The organism is Gloeobacter kilaueensis JS1 (assembly GCF_000484535.1).
Classification (GTDB): Bacteria; Cyanobacteriota; Cyanobacteriia; order Gloeobacterales; family Gloeobacteraceae; genus Gloeobacter; species Gloeobacter kilaueensis.
Genome location: NC_022600.1, coordinates 3,730,537 through 3,750,559 on the forward strand (window position 1 = coordinate 3,730,537; position 20,023 = coordinate 3,750,559).

Here is a 20,023-nt window from a genome sequence, read left to right on the forward strand (position 1 = left end):
GCAGATTGCAACTGCCGAGGCAGTCGCCTGGCTGCAGCAGCGGACCGTCTTCCAGGCTCTCGCTGAACCGCTGCTCACCCTCGTTGCCGCCGCCCTGGAGGAACTGGTGGTGCGCTCAGGCCGGAGGCTGGTGCTCGAGGACAACGCTCCCGAAGCCCTGTACATCTTGATCGAAGGCAGGCTCGAAGGCTACCGCACCAGCTTGAACGGCCCGGCCACCGCCAGCAGTCTGCTGCCGGGAGCGGTCGTCCATCTGCCGGAGTTGCTCTTGGGCCAGCGCGCCCAGCGGACGGTGATTACCCTGAGCGACTGCCGCCTCTGGTCGATCCCGGCGGTGCGCTTTCGTGCCCTGGTGGCCCAATCTCCGGCTCTGGCGGAGGGTCTGACCCGGCTTCTGGCGGGCGAGGTGGCCCAGATGGCCGCCCAACTGAGCTTTGAGCAGGAGCGCGCCGCCGCCTTGCGCCCCTATCTCATCCCCCGCGCCCGGCGCGGCATCGTCGGCAAAAGCCGCTACGCCGTCACCCTGCGCGCCCAGATCCGCCAGGCCGCCACCGACCGCAAGCCGGTGCTGCTTTTTGGGGAGCCGGGACTTGAGAAGGACAACCTCGCAGCCCTCGTCCACTTTGGTTCTCCCTGGCGGCGCGAGCCCATTATCCAGGTCAACTGTGGGGCGCTGCAGCCGAGCGGCGCGGAGCTGTTTGGCCGCAGTGGCGGGCGGGCGGGCCTTTTAGACTGGCTGGGCGAGGGGACGCTGGTGCTCAACAACATCCAGGATCTGCCGGGTGCCCTGCAGGAGCCGATCCGCTCGCTGCTTGCCACAGGCTACTACCGGCCCGTCTACCGGCCCGAAGAACCGCCCCCGGCCCAGCGGCAGAACCACTCGCGGATCCTCTTGATCGCCGAGCGCGCCGCCGGTAACCTCGAACGACTGGTCGGCCACTCGATCAAGGTGCCGCCTCTGCGGGTGCGCAAGGGCGATATTGCCGCCCAGATCGCGTACTACCTCAACCTGCTCGTCCGCACAGAAGGCACCCCGAAGCCGCGCGTGACCCCCGAAGCGCTGCGGCAACTGCAGAGCTACGACTTTCCCGGCAATCTGGCCGAGTTGCGCAGTCTCATCGAGCGGGCCGTCGCCCAATCGGGCGGGGCGAGCGAACTGACCGAAGAAATTTTCTGGCCCGCCCAGGCCCGCAAAAAGCGTTTTCGCTACAACCTGCTCAACGCCCAGCCCGCCCTGCGCCGCTTTTTGCGCAGCCGGTGGTGGCCGGACCGGCTCAACTATGGCTTTACGGCCACCTTCTTTGTCCTGGTGGTCGCGGTGCTGTTTGCTGGTCCCCAGCGGCGCGCCGACAACGCCGCCTTAAACATGTTCTGGGCCTGGTGGTGGCCCCTGGTGCTCATTGGCTTTCCCTTCGTCGGTCGCCTCTGGTGTGCCGTCTGCCCCTTCATGATCTGGGGGGAGATTGTCCAGAAACTGCGAGTGGCACTGATACCCGTTCCCCTCCGCCGCTGGCCCCGCCAGCAGGCCGAGCGCTGGGGCGGCTGGTTTTTATTCGCGCTCTTTGGCTTGATCTTTTTGTGGGAAGAACTGTGGGTGCTCCCCGACACCGCCGCCCTCTCCGCCTGGCTGTTGCTGCTTATTACCGGCGGAGCCGTCGTCTGCTCGGCGATCTTCGAGCGGCGCTTCTGGTGCCGCTATCTCTGTCCCATTGGCGGCATGAACGGTCTATTTGCCAAGCTCGCCATCACCGAACTGCGCGCCCAGCAGGGCATCTGCTCGGCCACCTGCACCACCTACCAGTGCTATAAAGGCGGCCCTGCCCTCGACGAGGGCCAGACTACCGGCGGCTGCCCGCTCTACTCCCATCCGGCCCAACTGGTGGACAACCGCGACTGCGTGCTCTGCATGACCTGCCTCAAAGCCTGCCCGCACCGCTCGGTGGAATTCAATTTGCGCCCCCCCGGCATCGAACTGTGGACCACCCACATCCCGCGCCACTACGAGGTGGCGCTGTTGTTTCTATTGATGGGCGGGATCTTTTTGCACCACCTGCCCCAGATTTCCGGGCTCCTGGGCTGGTCCATCGCAAGCTTTAGCTCCCACGCCCTTCTGGCTCTGCTCATTCTGGCGGTACCGCCGCTACTGGCCCTCGCCGTCCACGGCCTCGTTCGCCTGGTGGCGCAGGCGGGCGAAGCCAAGGCGTTTATCGAACTGGCTTACGGCTATCTGCCTCTGGTACTGGGGGGTACCCTCGCCCACTACCTGCGCCTCGGACTCACCGAAGCCGGGCAGATCCTGCCGGTCACCTGGCGCACCTTTGGAGCGAGCGGAGCAGACCTGCCGGTGCTTGTCGCCCACCCGGCGGTGATCGCTTTTTTGCAGGGGGCGGTGCTTCTTGTTGCGCTCCCTCTGGCTCTCTGGCTCACCCGCAAGATCGCCCGCCAGCCGCTGCGCGTATTGCTACCCCAGTACCTGGGTAGCCTTGTGCTCACCGCCAGTCTCTGGGCACTCATCGTGGGCCGCTAGGTGGGCATCGGTGACCGCTCCGATACTGCTACTGCTCACCAGATGAGCGTACTTGGCGAGCACTCCACGGGTGTAGCGCGGCTGGGGCGGCGTCCAGGCTGCTCGCCGGGCAGCCAGTTCCGCCTCGTCTACCAGAAGTTCGAGCTTGCGCGTCGGGGCATCGATCGAAATCAGATCGCCTTCTTCGACCAGGGCGATCGTGCCGCCGACGTAGGCTTCGGGAGCGACGTGGCCCACGACCAGACCGTAGGTGCCGCCTGAGAAGCGGCCATCGGTGATCAACCCCACCGCATCCCCCAGCCCGGCCCCAATTAAAGCGGAGGTGGGCGAGAGCATCTCGCGCATCCCCGGCCCGCCCTTGGGGCCCTCGTAGCGGACCACCAGCACATCCCCCGGCTGGATGCGACCGCTCAAGATCGCCGCCATGCACTGCTCCTCCGACTCGAAGACGCGGGCCGGGCCAGTGATACTCGGCTTTTTGATGCCGCTAATCTTGGCGACCGCTCCTTCGCTGGCCAGGTTGCCCCGCAAGATGGCGAGGTGCCCCGACGAATAGACCGGGTTGTGCCAGGGCCGGATCACCTCCTGGTCTGCCGACGGCTCCCGTGGCACATCCCGCAGCAGCTCGGCCACACTCTGACCTGTGATCGTGAGCGCCTCGCCGTGCAGTAGCCCCCGATCGAGCAGCATCCGCATCACCTGGGGGATGCCTCCGGCCCGGTGCAGATCGGTGGCGACGAAGCGGCCACTCGGCTTGAGATCGCACAGCACCGGCACACGGGCACGAATCTGCTCAAAATCATCCAGCACCAGCGGCACGCCCATGCTGTGGGCGATGGCGAGCAGGTGGAGCACGGCGTTGGTCGAACCGCCGATGGCCATAATCACGGCGATCGCATTCTCGAATGCCTGGCGGGTCAGAATCTGACTGGGCAGAATCTGCTTCTGGATGGCCTCAACCAGCACTTTGGCCGAAAGGGCTGCACTATCGGCCTTTTCTGGATCTTCGGCGGCCATCGTCGAGGAGTACATCAAGCTCATGCCCATCGCCTCGAAGGCCGAACTCATCGTGTTGGCGGTGTACATGCCACCGCAGGAACCTGCCCCCGGACAGGCCCGCCGCTCGATGTCGAGCAGCTCCTGCTCGTCGATCTTGCCGGCGCTGAACTCGCCCACTGCCTCGAAGGAGCTGACGAGGGTGAGATCGCGGCCATTGTAGTGGCCGGGCTTGATCGTGCCGCCGTAGACAAAGATAGCCGGGATATTGAGGCGGGCAATCGCGATCATCGCACCGGGCATGTTCTTGTCGCAGCCGCCGATGGCGAGCACGCCGTCCAGGCTCTGGCCGTTGCAGACCGTCTCGATCGAATCGGCGATCACCTCGCGGGAGACAAGCGAGTACTTCATGCCCTCGGTGCCCATCGAGATACCGTCGCTAATCGTAATTGTGCCAAACAGTTGTGGCATCGCCCCGGCCTGACGCAGACTTGCCTCGGCCCGCACGGCAAGATCCCCGAGACCCAGATTGCAGGGGGTGATCGTGCTGAAGCCGTTGGCCACCCCGACGATCGGTCTGTCAAAATCTGCGTCACCAAAACCCACCGCCCGCAACATCGCACGGTTGGGCGAGCGCTGCACGCCCTGGGTGACTACGCGACTGCGCCGATTATCGGACATGGGCCTCTCCAAACCAAATCTGGATTCGTAGGCTAACAAGTTCTCTTGCCAGGCGCAAATTGCTAATGATCGTCCACCTGTGCAGGGGCAATGCTCACTTCAACCCGACCGACGATCTTTGCCTTGAGCGTGTCTGGCGGTGCTGCCGGTTCGCCGACGACGACCACTGGTTCACCGACGAGGGGAATGCGGCTGGTCGGATGCCCGCTTGCATCCTGGTAGCGGGTCTGGCTCAGATCGACTTGAAAGGGAATGCCACTCGGGCTGCGGACCGTCGCCCAGTGGCCGTCGCTGGCGGTGAGCTGGCCCTGGATGACGATCAGCCGCGATTCGGGTGCGCCCGGTTGGGCGTCCACTCGGCCCACCAGACAAATAGTGAGCCATCCAGCAATCGAAGCGACGCGCAGCAGAGCAGAAGACATGCAGAAACCGGTTGCGGGTGTCTGCATCTACGGTACCGTTTCAGGAATGTCCCTGCAGCCTTTTCTAGGCTTCGCTCTCGCTGCTCTGCGAAGCCGACAAGCCGGAAGCAGCGAAGTACAGGGCGCGTTTTCCACAATCGCTGCAGCGATACGGCAACCAGCCTAACCGATCGACAAGTCTCTCCAATCCTCTGCGCTTGGAGCGCCGCAAAGATGTACCGCCGCATCTGCTACATTTTGCTGCCATAATCTTCGCCAATAAAGAATGAAGGGACTGAAGCGAACTTGAAGGCTCTTTACGTCTTGCGTCTTGGGCCATACCCTAGCGAGATTTTTGGCAAAAAGATGTATTCCTCTATACGAGGGGCCGAAAATCGCTCAGCACCTGAGGAAACATAGCTGTATTTATTTGCAGACGTCAGGCTGTTTTGCTTGAACAGTCGGGATGCAACTCAGCTCACCAACATCCGTGAACTGAGTAACAGTCATACTCCCGCTAGCTAAGCGCCCGTCAGTTCGGCGACGATGCGGTCTGCGCCGTAAACTTTTTTTAGCGTCTCGGTGAGCGCACTCGTCGTCACCGCCACTGCCCGATTGAGCTGCGGATCGAAGCCAAAGGCTCCGCCCAGCGAGTGGATGTTGCCGTCGAAGATAAGACCCACCACCTCCGCCTTCTGGTTGATCACCGGGCTGCCGGAGTTGCCGCCGATGATGTCGCAGGTGCAGACAAAGTTGAAGGGCGTGCTCAGATCCAGCTTTGAGCGGGCGTCGAGCCAGCTTTGGGGCAGGGCGAACGGATCTTCGCCGGTGGCGCGATCGAAGGCACCGGCCAGGGTCGTAAAAGGCGCAATCGGGCGGCCATTTTCTTGATAGCCCTGCACCGCCCCGTAGCTCAGGCGGGGGCTGAAGGTGGCATCCGGGTAAGAATTTGTCCCCAACAGGTCGAAGCGGACCCTGGCGAGCAGTTCGCCGTTTTTCTTCTCGACCGCTTCGACCCCATCTTCGTAGCGCTTGCGGATAGCCCGTGCATCGGGATCGATAAGTTGGGCCAGACGAATCAGCGGATCATCGGAGGCTGCCACCGCCTGGGCCCCTCCCTCCCAGAGTTTGCGCCTGATCGAGACATCGGCGAGCTTGCTGCCTGTGACCAGGCTGTGGGCGAGTTCGGCGGGGGAGCGCTTGCCCAGCACCTTGCGCACCAGCGGATCGTCTGTGCCCAGATTTTCGCGCAGTTTGGTGAGCGAATAGCGCAGGGTGACTTCTTCGAGGTCGTTGTAGATGGGGGCGCTCGTGAACAGTTCCTGCTTGAGTTGGGGCAGGGCGGAATCGGTGTATTCTTTGAGGCGCTTGTCGTTGGGCTTGGGCAGTTCGGCAGCACCGCGCACCAGGGTGCGGGCGAAGGCAAACAGCTCCGAATTAAAACCAGCCCCGCCCTCGATGAACGTGTAGGGCAGATAGAGTTCCTGGTAAATCGGCTGCACCGCCGCGATCTCATCCCAGATCTGGCCGTAGGCTTTGGCCCGGACCGGGTCGGCTGCCACCTGATCGCGCAGCTTCTTTTCGTCGGCCACCTTCGAGGCAAAGAAGCGCCTGTCGAGCAGAGCCTGTTGCTGACCGTTCAAGCCTTTGTAGCTGTTCTCGATACCGAAGAGGGTTTCCTGGGCGATCCGGCGGTGCTCGGGGCTTTCTTCGCTGAACTGGCTGAGCACGCCGCGCAGTTCCGCCAGGCGCAAGAGGCGGCTGGGTTGGGCCACGTCGCGCAAAAATTCGAGCTGGGAGACGGTGAGCAGCCGCCGGGTCGAGCCGGGGTTGCCGGAGACGAAGACCAGTTCCTCCGCCTTCGCTCCGCCGGCATTCCAGACAAAATAATCGCTCGTGCGGACGGGGCGATTGTTCTCGTAGATCCGAAAAAACGACACATCCAGGTCGTAGCGCGGAAAAGTAAAGTTATCCGGGTCGCCGCCAAAAAAAGCAATCTTGAATTCCGGGGCGAACACCAGGCGCACGTCCTGGTAGCGCCGGTAGCGATAAAGGTTGAACTGGCCGCCCCGGTAGAGCGAAACCACGTCGCAGCGCACTTTCTCGTCCGCTCCACACGCCTTTTCGATGCGGGCGATCTCGGCTTTTTGAGCGTCGTTGAAGGCACCACCGCTCAATCCCGCCGTGGCTTTCTTGACCCGGTCGGTGACATCCTCGATGCCGGTGAGCTGGACGATCTCGAGGGCCGGACACTTGATCTCGTCTGGTTCCTTGCGCGCCAGATAGCCCGCCGCGCTGTAGTCGCGTTTGGCTGTGGAGAGCTGCTGGATGCACTCGGAGGCGCAGTGGTGGTTGGTCATCACCAGGCCGTTCGGTGAGACGAGCGAGCCGGAGCAGCCCACCGACAGGCGCACCGAGGCGAGCCGGACGCGATCGAGCCAGGCTTGATCCGGGGTAAATCCGTACTTGCTGCCCACCTGCTGGGCCGGAAAATTGTTAAAAGTCCACATCCCCTCATCAGCAGCGGCAGCGAGAGGAAAGAGCGCGGCTGCAAGGGCAGCACCGAGGGCCAGTCGCCTGATCAAAGTCCCGTTCTCCAGCATTGCTTTCTCACCATAATCTGAGCATTCCACCGCCAGCCAGCCGGAGCCTGGCACTGTCCGTCCGCAGGCCCTTGCTGGTAAACTCGCGTTCTGATGCCAGCACGATTTGCAAGTAACCTCGTAGCTCGGTTGTTGGTAGGCTGTGTGATAACGATTCTTGTTTTGACTGCAGGTGCCTATGTCCCGCTGCATGTTGCCCCGCCGTGAATTTCTCTGGCTCCTGGCTGCCTCCGGGGCGGTGCTGGCTCCGGAGCGGTTGCGGGCAGCTGAGATTGCCCAGCCCCTGGTAGCCGATCGCCAGAAAGTGAAGGAGCTGTGCGAAGCGGCCCTCAAGGCCGCCCGCACCGCTGGAGCAGATTTTGCCGATATTCGGCTGATGCGCAACCGGCAGCAGATCCTCTTTGCCCGCAACGATCGGCTCGCCCAACTGGTCGATACCGAGTCCTACGGCTTTGGTATCCGCTGTCTGTACCGGGGGGCATGGGGGTTTGCGTCGTCGAGCATCGTCACTCCGGCTTCGGCCATCGCCACGGCAAAGCGCGCCGTCGAGATCGCCAAAGCGAGTGCCCTCGCCGTGCGCCAACCGGTCAAGCTCGCCCCCGAACCGCCACACCGGGGCGAGTACGTCAGCCCACGCACCACCAATAGCTTCGATATTCCCATTGCTCAAAAAACCGACCTGCTGCTTACGAGCACCGAGCGGATGCGCAAGGTGCAGGAGGTAAAAGTAGCGACGGGCTTTCTCTACTTTCTGGGGATGGACAAGTACTTTGCTTCGAGCGACGGCTCGTTTATCCACATCGACAGCCTGATCTCCAACGGCAGTATCAACGCCCAGGCCGCCGGCAACGGCGACCAGCAATCGCGCGGCTACGAAATTTCGGCCCTGCAGGCCGGTTGGGAGCACATCTTAAAAGGGGATCTCGTCGGTAACGCCGATCGGGTGGCAAACGAAGCGCGGCTCAAGCTCACCGCCGCCGAGGCTCCCACCGGTAAGCGGGATCTGATTCTCGACGGCGAGCACCTGCACCTCACCATCCACGAGAGCATCGGCCACGCCACCGAACTGGACCGGGCGCTGGGCTACGAGGCGGACTATGCCGGTACCACCTTTGCCACGCCGGACAAGCTGGGCAAGCTCAAGTACGGCTCGCGCCACGTCAACGTCGTCGCCGACAACACCCTGCCGGGCGGGCTCGCCTCTATGGGTTACGACGACGAAGGGGTGGCAGCCCAGAAGTGGGACATTATTCGTGAAGGCGTGCTCATGGGCTACTCCTCTAACCGCGAGGTGGCTCCCCAGATCGGTGAGAGCCGGTCCCACGGCTCCTGCCGCTGCGATTCCTGGGAGCACATCCCGATCGTGCGCATCGCCAACGTCGGCATGGACCCGAACGCCGGGAGCGGCTCGCCGGAGGATCTGATCGCCGACACCCGCGACGGCATCTTGATCGAGGGCACCGGCACCTGGTCTATTGACCAGACCCGGCTCAACTTTCAATTTGGCGGCGACCTGTTCTACCGCATCCGCAACGGCAAAAAAGCGGAGATGCTCAAGGATGTCGTCTACCGGGGGATCACCCCCGAATTTTGGGGAGCCTGCGACGGCGTGTGCGGCAAGGAGCACTGGCGGCCCTGGGGGGTACTCACCTGCGGCAAGGGCCAGCCCGGCCAGGCAGGCCGGATGACCCACGGAGCGGCCCCCGCCCGCTTCCGGCAGATCGATGTTGGCTCCGGCAACCAGGCACAGGAGAAGTGATGGCAACTCTCAGTGAATCCCAGGCCCGCAAGGTAGTGGCGAGCGTTCTCAAGTACACCACCGCCAAAGACGTGCTTGTCAGCCTCGACGCCCATACCAGTGCAGTGACGCGCTTTGCCAACAACGCGATCACCCAGAACACCCTCGACGAGGGCAACTTGCTGGAGGTGCGGGTCGCCTTCGACGAGCGGCACGCCACCTCGACGATCAGTTCCTTCGACGAAGAGGCGATCAAAGCCGCCGTTGGGCGGGCGGAGGCTCTGGCGCGGGTAGCGCCGCCGGACCCCGAACATCTGCCGCCCCTGCCGCCTCAGCAGTATCTTGCCGTCGAAGCCTACGATCCGGCTACGGCGAAACTGGACGCGGCGGGCCGGGCCAGACAGGTGCTCACGATCACACAGGCCGCCACCAAAAAAAATTACCGGGCGGCGGGTACTGTCGAGACCGGTGAGACGATCGCGGTGGTCGCCAATTCGGCTGGCCTGTTCGGCTACCACCGGCGCACCGATGTCCAGGTAGGCTGCACCGTGCAGGGGGCCGATTCTTCGGGCTGGGCGCGGGATACCGCCTCGCAAATTGCCCTCATCGATCCGGCGAGCCTGGTGGGCGATGCGATAAGCCAGGTGCAGAAGGGGGCCAGCCCGGTAGCCATGGGTCCGGGCAAGTACACGGTGATCCTCGCTCCCGCCGCCGTCGGCACCCTGCTTACCCACCTGCTCTTTCAGCTCGACGCCCGCGAGACCCTGGACGGGGTGACGTTTCTCTCGGGCAAAATGGGTCAGAAACTGGTGGGCGACAACATCACGCTCTACTCCGACCCGACCAACTCGCGCCTGCCTACCCGGCCTTTTGCCTCCGATGGGCTCGCCCAGCCTAAACTGAACTGGATCGACAAAGGGGCCTTTACCGGCCTGCGCTGGGACCGCTTCACCGCCCAGAAGAACAACCGCTCCCCGGTGCCTTTTCCGGATGGCTTGTTGATGCAGGGCAGCGATAAAGCGATTGCAGATCTGATCGCTTCTGTCGATCGCGGCATCTTCGTCACCCACGTCTGGTACGTGCGCGATGTCAAAGCCGACGAAACGATCGTTACCGGTCTCACCCGCGACGGTACGTTTTTAATCGAAGACGGCAAAATCGCACGGGGCGTCAAAACCCTGCGCTTCAACGAGAGCATCCTTGAGATGTTAAGTAAGACCCTCGATTTGAGCCGTCCCCAAGCCTGTGCCGACACCGAACTGAACCCGAGTCTGCTACCGGCAATCAAGGTGGCAGACTTTAACTTCGTCAGCGGCAGCCCGAACTGAAGGTCAGAATGGTTTTTATTGAAAACCTGGATGGGCGTAACTGGATTCGAACCAGTGACTTCGACCGTGTGAAGATCGCACTCTAGCCGCTGAGTTATACGCCCGCGAAGCTTTATGTTAGGCCACGGGCAGCTGTGGCGTCAATCGAGCAAGGTGCGGATCATCCGGTTGGCCTGCTGGGCGTAGCTGCCGCCGAACAGGTTGTAGTGGTTGAGGACGTGGTAGAGGTTGTAGAGAATTTTGCGCCGCTCGTAGCCCGGCTCCAGGGGCCAGGCCCGCCGGTAGCCCTGATAAAAAGCGTCCCCAAAGCCGCCAAATAATTCGCTCATCGCCAGGTCGGTCTCCCGATCGCCGTAATACGTCGCCGGATCGAAGAGGACCGGTTCGCCTGCCGTCGTAAAATCGGCGTTCCCGGACCACAGATCGCCGTGCAACAGCGACGGCACCGGGGTGTGCTCTCCCAGAATCTCCGGCAGCCGCTCGATAAGTAAGCGGGCAGGCCGCTCCTCGATTGCACCGCCCTGCGCGAGGGCAAGCTGGTGGCCCAGGCGATGGCGACCAAAAAATACCGCCCACTCCGCTGTCCACCCATTGGGCTGGGGAGTGGAGCCGATCGTGTTGTCGCGCTCGAAGCCAAAGCCGTGGGGGCTCGTTATCCGGTGCAGTTGGGCCAGTTGCTCGCCCATCTGCTCCCAACGGCCCCGCCCCCCCAGAGGCAGCCATTCGAGCACCAAAAAAGCGAAGCGATCGACTGTGCCGGTGCAGATTGGCGCAGGGACACGAATAGTAGCGGTGCGCTCAAGAACACCCAGCGCCTCCGCCTCCGCCTCGAACATCGCCAGGCTCCCGAGGGCGTTGAGCTTGACGAAGTAGCGCTGGCCCTGTCCTGAGAGGGTGCAGGTTTGATTGATACTGCCGCCCCCCACCGCCGTGCGGCTTTCGACACAAAAAGCCTCGCCGGTGGCAGCGGCAATCCAGCTAGCGATGGTCGTCCACATGGCCGGCACCGATCGCATCGAGCAGGCCCGAGCACGCGTCGTTCAACAGATCGAGGACGCGCTCGAAACCGGCCTCCCCGCCGTAGTAAGGGTCGGGCACCTCGCGGACAGTGTGGGAGCGGCAGTAATCGCACAATAGCCGGACTTTGGAGCGATGGCGGCCAGTCGGATCGAGGTCGAGAACGTCCTCGTAGTTGGCCCGGTCCATGACGAGAATTCGATCGAAGCGCTCGAAGTCGCCGGGGGTGAACTGGCGGGCGATGCTGGTGAGGGCGATGCCCCGGCGCTGGGCAGCGGCGCGCATCCGCCGGTCCGCCGGCTCACCGGCGTGGTAGCCGATTGTGCCTGCCGAATCGCAGACGATCCGGCCTGTCAGGCCCGCTTCGTCGATGAGTCGGTTCATGATCCCCTCGGCGGCGGGAGAGCGGCAGATATTTCCCATGCAAACGAAGAGAATGTTTTCGCTCACGGGTCGTTCCCGGACGGTGGAGCTATCCTACCCTAGCTGCCCAAAAGCAGCAGGACGAGAAAGGTCGAGCTGTTCCAGAGGGCGTGGAGGAGAATGCACGGGGCGAGGGAACGGGTGTGGTGGTAGAGGGTACCCAGTACCACCCCCAGGGCAAATAGCGGAAAAAATTCGACGGCGCTGAAGTGGGCGATGCCAAAAAGGGCCGCTGAGGCAACGATCGCCGCCGGGGCTCCGAGGCGGCTGGCGAGGGAAGGGAATACGAAGCCGCGAAAGAACGTCTCCTCAAAAAGGGGTGCTGCGACCGCGATGCTGACCAGCAGCAGGAGCTGTACCAGCCAGCTGGCCGAACCTTCGATGCCGCTTAAAAGTGAATTGCCACCGCCACCTTCACCAAAAAGTCGCTGGGCGAGCAGGGAGGTGACGAACACCAGCGGCACCGCCGCAAGCCAGCCGCCGACTCCCCAGCGCCACCAGCCGGGCACGAGGCTGTAGTTAAATAACTTGCGGCTGTTGGGGTACGGCTGCCAGACCAGTAGCGCCAGCAGCGCCAAACCCGAACCGGCGATGAGCCCGTAGGCAAAGAGGGTAAAGAGCGCCTGGGCAAGCGGGCCCGCCTGCTCCAGCCGCTCGCCGCCGATGAAGCTTGCTGCCAGTAGTCCAGAGCTAAAGAAGGCAGCGAACCAGTAGATCACCACCTCCCAGAGTGTGCCCGGCCCCCAGGGCACCTGCCAGTCGGGCGGATCGGCCTGACGGGTGCGCCAGAAGACCCAGAGAGCCAGCACGATCAGACCTGCCAGTAGTCCGACCAGTGGCACGACGTTGAGCAGGCCGAGCTTGATGAGGGTGCCACGCGCCTCGGTCCGCGAGCGCACCTCCAGTTCGCGCAGGGCGTCGGTGCGCTGCTGGAGCTTATACAGGCGGGAGAGGGCAGCGCTGCGGTACCAGCCTTCGAGGCGGCCCGCCAGCACGCTCTGGGCATCGGCAGCGAGAATCGGCGGCATCTGCCAGAGCTGAGAGAGCACCTCGGCGGTGAGCCTTAAAGGCGAACGAGCAGCGATCCGGCTCCAGGTGGCTCGCGCTTCGGCAGGTTTGTTCTGGGCCGCCTGCAGCAAACCGAGTTTGAGCAGCCGGTCGGGTTGGGTCGCCGGATCGAGGCGGGCCTGCTCGTAGGCCTGCACAGATTCTTGCAGGAGCTGCTTGCTGTCGATCCCTTCCAGCGTCTGCTTTAAGTCTGGATCGGCTTTGAGGGTAAGCAGCTGCAACTGTAGATCGGTGCTGTCGAGGGCCAGTTGGGCGCGCGGCTGGGGTTCTTTGATCGTCTGGATAAAGCGGGTGACGCCCAGGAGCAGAACCAGGGCCGTCGTAGCAATCAGCAGCGCTCGGCGAAACACATCGCTTGTCAAAATCGGCTCCCTCCAGCATCGGCGAGGTTGGGCCGTCCGGCAACTTTCTATGGGACTGATACGATCGAGGCGCAACGCACGCCGGAGCGGTGATGGCCCTGCGGGCTATTCTGTTTGACTTCAACGGGGTACTGGTCGCCGACGAGCCCCTGCACCGGCAGCTTCTCCAGCAGGTGCTCAAGGCCACCTTTGGACTGGAGGTGGACCGGGCGGACTACCAGCAGCTCTGCCTGGGCCGCAGCGATTTTGAGGCGCTGCGCGCCGTGCTGCAGGCGCGGGGCCGGGCCGTGTCTCCCCAGGCGATCGAAGCGCTCGTGCGCCAGAAAGAAGCACTCTATCGGCAGAGCGCCGATCCCAAAAAGCTGCTGATTGCCGGTGTCGCGGATCTGCTCGATCGAGCGAGCGCCTCGGGTCTGCGGCTGGCCATCGTCTCGGGGGCGGGGCGGGCTGAGATCGAGTGGATTTTGAATCTGACCGGGCTGGCGGGCCGCTTCGCTGCGGTTGTTGCGGCTGAAGACACTGGCCGGGGCAAGCCCGACCCCGGAGGGTACCACCTCGCCCTGGAGCGCCTCGCCGTCCGGGCAGAAGAAGCCCTCGCCGTCGAGGACAGCTTTTTGGGGATCGAGGCGGCGCGGCGGGCGGGTTTGAGAGTGATTGCCCTCACCACCAGCGTGCCGATGCACCTGCTGCAGCGCCGCGCCGATTGGGTTCTAGACCGCTACGACGATCTGGATCTCGCCCGGATCGAATCCTGCCACCGGCCCCAGAGAGCCGGGTAATTCGCCTACAATAGAGTGTTTGCATTCGGAAAGATCATGTACACAATCGAGCTGATTCTGCGCGGCAATCCGGTCGCCCTCGCCGTGCAGCGCAAGGACCAGATCGCCGCTGGCCAGCTTTATACCCAGGTGCGCGATGCGATCGGTGCGACCACCCCCAGGGTGATCGAGCTGACCTGCGACAAGTTGACCGACAAAAAAGTGGCGGTGATGAGTTCCGACATCGTCGCCGTCCAGCTCAACGCTGCCAAATCCGGCGGCGGTGCCCCGATCGGGGTGAGGGGCACGGGCTTTTTTGCTTCCTCCGACGAAGACGAGTAGCGCCTGTCCCGGCGGGGCCGCAAGGGCCTCTGCCGGGCTATTTTCAAATTGTTAATTTGTTCCGACGATTTTGCCTTGGCCACTCTTGCTGCCGCCTAGTCTAAAAAGAACCCGGCAGCGTTGCACCGATTTCTCGAACGCCAATATTTGGACCTGTGCTATGACATCACAGCTTACCGGAGGATTGCTCGCCAATCCGCTGCGCGAGGGGCTACGGCTGGAGCGCACACCGAGGCCGAGCATTCTCACCATCTTTGGGGCGTCCGGCGATCTGACCGTCAGAAAGCTGATCCCGGCACTCTACGACCTCGCCCGCGATCGGCGTCTGCCCCCTGAATTTACGGTCGTCGCCTTTGCCCGCCGCCCCTACTCCCACGAGCAGTTTCGGGAAATGATGAAAGAAGGGGTAGCAAAGTATTCCCGCAGCAAGCTGGGCAACCTCTGGGAAAGTTTTTCCCAGGGCATCTATTACTTTCAAGGCGACCTTGAAAGCCTCGAAAGCTACAGGGAGCTGGCCGAATTTTTAAGCAAGCTCGATAGTGAGCGGGGCACCCTCGGCAACCGCGCCTTTTATCTGGCTACCGCCCCAAGTTACTTTAAGCCAATCATCGAAAATCTCGGTACCGCCGGTCTTTCAGGCGATCCGCGCAATACCCGGATCGTAATCGAAAAGCCCTTTGGCCGCGACCTGGACTCGGCCCATTCCCTCAACAAAGTCGTCCAGAAGGTCTTTCAAGAAAAGCAGGTCTACCGCATCGACCACTACCTGGGCAAGGAGACGGTTCAAAACATTCTTGTCTTTCGCTTTGCCAACTCGATCTTCGAGCCGCTCTGGAACAACCGCTACATCGACCACGTACAGATCACGGTGGCTGAGACGGTAGGGGTCGAAAATCGCGCCCCCTACTACGACGAGGCGGGCGGGGCGATGCGCGATATGATTCAGAACCACCTGATGCAGCTTCTGGCCCTCACGGCGATGGAGCCGCCGGCGGCCTTTGAAGCCGACACCGTGCGCGACGAAAAAGTCAAGGTGCTGCGCGCCACCCAGCTTGGCCGCAACGACCGGGGCCTGCTCGCGGTGAGAGCCCAGTATCGCAACGGCTGGATTGCCGGGGAACCGGTGAGCGCCTACCGCGACGAGCCACGGGTGACACCGGGGATACAGACCGCCAGCTACATCGCCGCCCGCTTCATGATCAACAACTGGCGCTGGCATGGAGTGCCCTTTTATCTGCGCACCGGCAAGCGGCTTGCCAAGCGCGTCTCCGAGATCGCCCTGCAGTTTCGCGACGTGCCCCACCAGCTCTTTCCTGAGCGCAGCGCCGGCCAGGTCAGCCCAAATCTGCTCGTCCTGCGCATCCAGCCCGACGAGGGCATCTCGCTGCGCTTTGAAGCCAAGCGACCGGTGGCCGACATCGCGATGCGCTCGGTGAACATGGACTTTCACTATGGCAGCACCTTTGAAGTCGCCTCGCCCGAGGCTTACGAGCGACTGTTGCTCGATTGCTTATTGGGCGATCAGACCCTCTTTACCCGCGCCGACGAAGTCGAGGCCGCCTGGCGGATCGTCACTCCCCTCATCGAGCAGTGGGAAAACCAGGCAAGCGACGACCTGCAGTACTACGACGCCGGTTCCTGGGGACCGAGTGCGGCGAGCAAGTTGATGGACACTGGCCGCCGCTGGCGGCGACTCTAGCGCTTTTACTGTGATTCTAGGAACTGTTATGACCGACAATGCCTCCGTTGTAGCGATCGCCGAACCGGCCAGGGTGCAAATCAGCCAGATCGACAAGCAGCTCAAGGGCATCTGGAGTTCTCAGGCCGGGGCGACGCGGGCCTCGACTTTTAATTTGCTCGTCTTCGAGCCGGAGCAGGCCGACCCCAACAGCATCGCCGAGGCGATTGGCACGATCGCCGTCCAGCATCCCTGCCGCGCCATTGCCCTGGTCGGTGCCTCCGAGGCGGCGCAGAATGGTCTTGAAGCTTACATCGCCGCCTACTGTCCGGTGAGCGAAGGCGGCAACCGCGAATCGATCTGCTGCGAGTACATCACCCTGCGCGCCAGCGGCCAGGCTCTGCGCGAGTTGCACACGACCGTCGCTTCACTGTTGCTTCCTGAACTGGAGACGTTTCTCTGGTGGCGGGGTCCCCTCAGCCCCCACATGGAGCTGTTCACCAGCCTGCAGTCGGTGGTCGATCGCACGGTGATCGACTCGCTGCTCTTTGAAGATCCGCTGCAGGGATTAAAAAACTTCGCGACCTTTGCCCTTGCCCAGGAGCGCAACCGCTCCTTCGGCGATCTCAACTGGTCGCGGATCATTCCCTGGCGCGAGGAGACGGCCCTGGCCTTCGACGCTGAGGAGCGCCGCAGTTGCCTGGGAGTCCTCGATCGGATAATCATCGAGTACGGCCAGGGTGCAGAGGAACCGCTCAATCCAGCCCAGGCGTACCTGTTTTTAGGCTGGCTTGCCGGTCGCCTGGGCTGGCAGCCCCTCTCGATTCACACCAGAGAACTCCTCCAGCAAATCATCTTGCGCGACGAGACCGGACGGCCCATCCAGGCCACTATCCGCGCCGTTCCCGGTGCGGCGGCTCTGGCCGGTCAGCTCACCTCCGTCGGCCTGCGCTCCGAAGAAGTTGGGGCGGCCTGCTCGACGGTGCTCTGCGGCACCGACACCTCCAGTTGCCTGCGGATGCAGATGAATATCGGCGAGGCCAACATCTCGCGCGTCTCCGATGTCGAGATGCTGAGCACCGAGCAGCTTTTGAGCGCGGCGCTGCGCACCCCCGACCGCGATCCGATCTACGAGCAGTCGCTGGCCTTTCTCCACGCCCTGCTGCAGTTGAAGTAACGATGCCCGACGTTCGTATCTTCCCAGACCTCGAGGGCGCTTCGCAGGAGGCGGCCCGGCTGTTTGCCGCTGCTGCCTCCGAGGCGATCGCCGATCATTATCGCTTCAGCGTCGCCCTCTCCGGCGGTCCGACGCCCCGGCGGCTCTATCAACTGCTTGCCGCCGAACCCTACCGCTCACAGTTGCCCTGGGGTCAGATTCACTTTTTTTGGGGCGACGAGCGCTACGTTCCGGCCAATCACGCCGAGAGCAACTACCGGATGGCAAAAGAAGCTCTCCTCGATCACATCTCGATCCCGGTTGACAATATTCATCCGATGCCGACCGATGCCCCCGAGATCGAGCAGGCGGCCCGCGTTCATTCAGCCGAGTTGCAGATATTCTTCGACGGTGACATTTGTTTTGATCTGGCATTGATGGGCATCGGCGATGACGGCCATACTGCCTCACTGTTTGCGGACGATCCTGCCCTCACTGTGCGCGACAAGCCCGTAGCGGTCGCTCGGCCCACCTCACAACCGACCGACCGCCTCACCCTCACCTATCCCATCTTCAATCGGACCCGGCGAGTGCTCTTTTTGGTGAGTGGTCAGGAAAAAGCGCTGGTAGTGGCCAGGGTGCTCGCAGGGGATGCCGCCTATCCGTGTACGGGCATTCAGCCAACCGGCGAACTGATCTGGCTACTGGATCAGGCGGCTGCCGCCAGTCTGGGCGAAGTCAAGTAGCAGACAGATTTACTCTGGTTACAGCGCGTCGGGGTCGATGCCCAGCGCTCTTAGCCGTTCTGCCATCGCCTGGGCACGCCGTCGTTCTTCTGCTATTATCCGCTCCGCCTGCTCAGCGCGCAGCCGCTCTTCTTGAGCGATTCGCTCCGCCTGCTCAGCGCGCTGTCGTTCCAGTTCGGTTTTTTCGGCCTCACAGGGAATCCAGCGCCCCTCGATGTCGTACCAGCGCAGCCACTGGCGGGTAAAACCCTCGAACGTTCCCTGCCACAAGCTCAAACCGATGCCCAGTTCTTCCAGCCAGAGCCGATCCTCGGACTGAAGCTGGTAACGCCCCGCTTGCAGCCGGTAAATCTGCAGGCTGTTGCCCGTGCGGTCGAACAGGACGTAGTTGGGTATCCGCAGAATGCTTTCGTACACTTCCCACTTAGAAGGCGGCTGTCTATCCCGCAGCGTCAGTCCCTGGTCTTCTTCGATCGTGTTGGGCGACAGCAGTTCGACGACGACGATCGGCACCTGTTGCTCCTGCCAGATCACATAGCTGAGGCGGCCCCTATCGACGATGCGCGGGACATCGACGACGGCGAACCAGTCCGGACGCTTGTAGTACCGGGGTCTTTGGGGATCGTAGTAGAGGTTGAGGTCCGTCGCCGTAAATATTCTGTCGGGAGGAAACGCCAGTGGCCTGAAAGTCTGGCTCAATAGTTGCGGCTGAAAATCGTGAAACTCGTCGGGCAAGCCGGGTTCCTCCGGGTGCTTCCCACTCGGCAGATCGTACATCGTGGGCAAAGCGGGATTGGCCACAGGAAGCGGTGCCGGAGGCATAAAGGCGCTCATCGCTGCTGCCTATCGGATCGTCTACCAGTGTATCTCTGGTCGTTTGCCGCCCTATCTATTGCCCAGAGCCTCGGCGACCACCCGCTCAATCCGCTCCGCTTTTAGATCCGCTATGCCGTTCATCCCGAGCCACAGCCAGTACTCGTGATTGCCGGCAGGACCGGTAAGCGGCGAAGGGATGAGACCCCGCACGCCCCAACCCTGCACCTGAGCGGCCTGCCAGACTGTCGCGATCACCTGTTTATGCACACCCGGATCGCGGACGACGCCGTTTTTGCCCACATGGGCGCGACCGGCCTCGAACTGCGGTTTGACCAATAGCAGCGCCTCGCGGGGCGGGACGAGCAACTGCCAGAGGGCTCCGACTACCAGCGTGAGTGAGATAAACGAGACATCCGCTGTCGCAAAATCCGCCCAGTTCTCACCCGGTCCATACAGTTCAGCGGGCGTCAGGTAGCGGAGGTTGGTGCGTTCTTTTAAGACAACTCGCGCATCGGTGCGCAACTTCCAGGCCACCTGGCCGTAGCCCACGTCGATGCCGTAGACCCGCGCTGCACCGTGCTGCAATAGACAGTCGGTAAAGCCGCCGGTCGAGATGCCGCCATCCAGACAGATACGGCCATTGACATCCATTTGCAGCCGCTCGAACGCCCCCTGCAACTTCTCGCCGCCCCGCGAGACAAAAGGCGGCGCAGCGCTCACCGTCAGCGGCGCGTCTAGAGAACAGAGCCATCCAGGTTTATCGATGCGCTCGCTGCCCACAAGCACCGCTCCCGTCCGGATCAGCGCCTGGGCCTGGGTACGGCTTGCCGCCAGGCCCCGCTCGACCAGCAACTGATCGAGGCGCAGAGCGCGCGCTGCCACTAATCCCCCTCCAGCGGCAACCCGGCGCGCACCTCGCCCTGGGCAAATTGCTGGCCGAACTGCAGCAGGTAAACTTCGTCCTCGGCCTGCAGTTCGACTTTTAGATCCGAGCGCGGGTAGCTGACACAGAGCAGGGCGTAGCCAAGAGCTTTCAGTTGGGCAGACAATCCCATCGCCTCGGGCTGCTCCAGATCGCCCGAAAGAACCCTGACAGCACAGCTGGTGCAGGCACCGTTGCGGCAGGAGAAGGGCAGATTCACGCCCTGGGCCTCCGCCTGCTGCAGCACGTATTCTCGTGCTCCGGCTCGGATGTGATACGTTTCACCGGCAACAGGATCGTAGATCTCAACCGAGTAGCGGGCAGGCATAGGTACAGGCAATTCAGCAGCTAAATAGAAAAAAACCGCACAAAGCACCCACGGCGATGGGATATTCTGGTCTGATGTGACAGCTTTATTCTGTCACGGTTCATTTTGAAGCTTCGATTTTTGTCGCCGTTTT

17 protein-coding genes and 1 tRNA gene are annotated in these 20,023 nt (G+C 62.6%); 8 read left to right on the forward strand and 10 right to left on the reverse strand.

What is annotated here, in order from left to right; all coding sequences use genetic code 11:
* Nucleotides 1–4: 4 nt before the first annotated feature.
* Nucleotides 5–2,527, forward strand: coding sequence for a sigma 54-interacting transcriptional regulator (locus GKIL_RS17330; protein WP_041244963.1), 2,523 nt, complete (start codon nt 5–7; stop codon nt 2,525–2,527).
* Here the strand turns inward: GKIL_RS17330 and ilvD are convergent.
* The 3 genes from ilvD to GKIL_RS17345 form a co-directional block, all read right to left on the reverse strand.
* Nucleotides 2,462–4,204 carry a dihydroxy-acid dehydratase gene (gene ilvD / locus GKIL_RS17335; RefSeq protein WP_023175106.1) on the reverse strand — a complete coding sequence of 581 codons (1,743 nt, stop codon included), beginning with the start codon at nt 4,202–4,204 and terminating at the stop codon, nt 2,462–2,464. The two genes, GKIL_RS17330 and ilvD, sit on opposite strands and share 66 nt — an antisense overlap.
* A 62-nt stretch (nt 4,205–4,266) precedes the next feature.
* Entirely contained in the window at nt 4,267–4,653 is a 387-nt protein-coding gene (locus tag GKIL_RS17340; protein ID WP_023175108.1) for a hypothetical protein, read from the reverse strand.
* A 473-nt stretch (nt 4,654–5,126) separates the two neighbouring features.
* Nucleotides 5,127–7,190, reverse strand: coding sequence for a S46 family peptidase (locus GKIL_RS17345; RefSeq protein ID WP_245595861.1), 2,064 nt, complete (start codon nt 7,188–7,190; stop codon nt 5,127–5,129).
* Between the two features lie 196 nt (nt 7,191–7,386).
* On the opposite strand from GKIL_RS17345, the gene GKIL_RS17350 reads away from it, so the two are divergent.
* Nucleotides 7,387–8,967: a TldD/PmbA family protein gene (locus GKIL_RS17350; protein ID WP_023175110.1), complete on the forward strand. Its 1,581-nt coding sequence runs from the start codon at nt 7,387–7,389 to the stop codon at nt 8,965–8,967.
* Nucleotides 8,967–10,274 carry a TldD/PmbA family protein gene (locus GKIL_RS17355; protein ID WP_023175111.1) on the forward strand — a complete coding sequence of 436 codons (1,308 nt, stop codon included), beginning with the start codon at nt 8,967–8,969 and terminating at the stop codon, nt 10,272–10,274. Before GKIL_RS17350 ends, GKIL_RS17355 begins: the two co-directional genes overlap by 1 nt.
* A 31-nt stretch (nt 10,275–10,305) precedes the next feature.
* On the opposite strand, the gene GKIL_RS17360 is transcribed toward GKIL_RS17355, so the two are convergent.
* The 4 genes from GKIL_RS17360 to GKIL_RS17375 form a co-directional block, all read right to left on the reverse strand.
* Nucleotides 10,306–10,378, reverse strand: a tRNA-Val gene (locus GKIL_RS17360).
* A gap of 36 nt (nt 10,379–10,414) precedes the next feature.
* Entirely contained in the window at nt 10,415–11,272 is an 858-nt protein-coding gene (locus tag GKIL_RS17365; protein ID WP_041244967.1) for a fructosamine kinase family protein, read from the reverse strand.
* Nucleotides 11,253–11,741, reverse strand: a complete 489-nt coding sequence (locus GKIL_RS17370; RefSeq protein WP_023175113.1) for a low molecular weight protein-tyrosine-phosphatase — start codon at nt 11,739–11,741, stop codon at nt 11,253–11,255. The genes GKIL_RS17365 and GKIL_RS17370 overlap by 20 nt, the downstream gene beginning before the upstream one ends.
* 32 nt (nt 11,742–11,773) lie before the next feature.
* Complete coding sequence (locus GKIL_RS17375; RefSeq protein WP_023175114.1) at nt 11,774–13,144, reverse strand: CPBP family intramembrane glutamic endopeptidase; 1,371 nt, start codon at nt 13,142–13,144, stop codon at nt 11,774–11,776.
* Between the two features lie 92 nt (nt 13,145–13,236).
* Between GKIL_RS17375 and GKIL_RS17380 the strand changes: the two genes are divergently transcribed.
* The 5 genes from GKIL_RS17380 (at nt 13,237) to pgl (ending at nt 17,824) form a co-directional block, all read left to right on the forward strand.
* Nucleotides 13,237–13,923: an HAD family hydrolase gene (locus tag GKIL_RS17380; protein ID WP_023175115.1), complete on the forward strand. Its 687-nt coding sequence runs from the start codon at nt 13,237–13,239 to the stop codon at nt 13,921–13,923.
* A gap of 36 nt (nt 13,924–13,959) precedes the next feature.
* Complete coding sequence (locus GKIL_RS17385) at nt 13,960–14,244, forward strand: UPF0367 protein family (protein WP_023175116.1); 285 nt, start codon at nt 13,960–13,962, stop codon at nt 14,242–14,244.
* Nucleotides 14,245–14,404: 160 nt separating this feature from the next.
* Complete coding sequence (gene zwf, locus GKIL_RS17390) at nt 14,405–15,943, forward strand: glucose-6-phosphate dehydrogenase (protein ID WP_023175117.1); 1,539 nt, start codon at nt 14,405–14,407, stop codon at nt 15,941–15,943.
* Nucleotides 15,944–15,971: 28 nt separating this feature from the next.
* Nucleotides 15,972–17,099 carry a glucose-6-phosphate dehydrogenase assembly protein OpcA gene (locus GKIL_RS17395; RefSeq protein ID WP_023175118.1) on the forward strand — a complete coding sequence of 376 codons (1,128 nt, stop codon included), beginning with the start codon at nt 15,972–15,974 and terminating at the stop codon, nt 17,097–17,099.
* Nucleotides 17,100–17,101: 2 nt separating this feature from the next.
* Complete coding sequence (gene pgl / locus GKIL_RS17400) at nt 17,102–17,824, forward strand: 6-phosphogluconolactonase (protein ID WP_023175119.1); 723 nt, start codon at nt 17,102–17,104, stop codon at nt 17,822–17,824.
* A gap of 18 nt (nt 17,825–17,842) precedes the next feature.
* Here pgl and GKIL_RS17405 read toward each other — a convergent pair whose 3' ends face one another.
* Genes GKIL_RS17405 through GKIL_RS17415 form a run of 3 tightly spaced genes read right to left on the reverse strand, consistent with a single transcriptional unit; the run spans nt 17,843 to nt 19,890 of the window.
* A complete protein-coding gene (locus GKIL_RS17405) occupies nt 17,843–18,658 on the reverse strand; it encodes a Uma2 family endonuclease (RefSeq protein ID WP_023175120.1) in 816 nt (271 codons plus the stop codon).
* A gap of 51 nt (nt 18,659–18,709) precedes the next feature.
* Nucleotides 18,710–19,522, reverse strand: coding sequence for a TlyA family RNA methyltransferase (locus GKIL_RS17410; RefSeq protein ID WP_023175121.1), 813 nt, complete (start codon nt 19,520–19,522; stop codon nt 18,710–18,712).
* Nucleotides 19,522–19,890 carry a 2Fe-2S iron-sulfur cluster-binding protein gene (locus GKIL_RS17415; RefSeq protein ID WP_023175122.1) on the reverse strand — a complete coding sequence of 123 codons (369 nt, stop codon included), beginning with the start codon at nt 19,888–19,890 and terminating at the stop codon, nt 19,522–19,524. Before GKIL_RS17415 ends, GKIL_RS17410 begins: the two co-directional genes overlap by 1 nt.
* Nucleotides 19,891–20,023 lie beyond the last annotated feature (133 nt).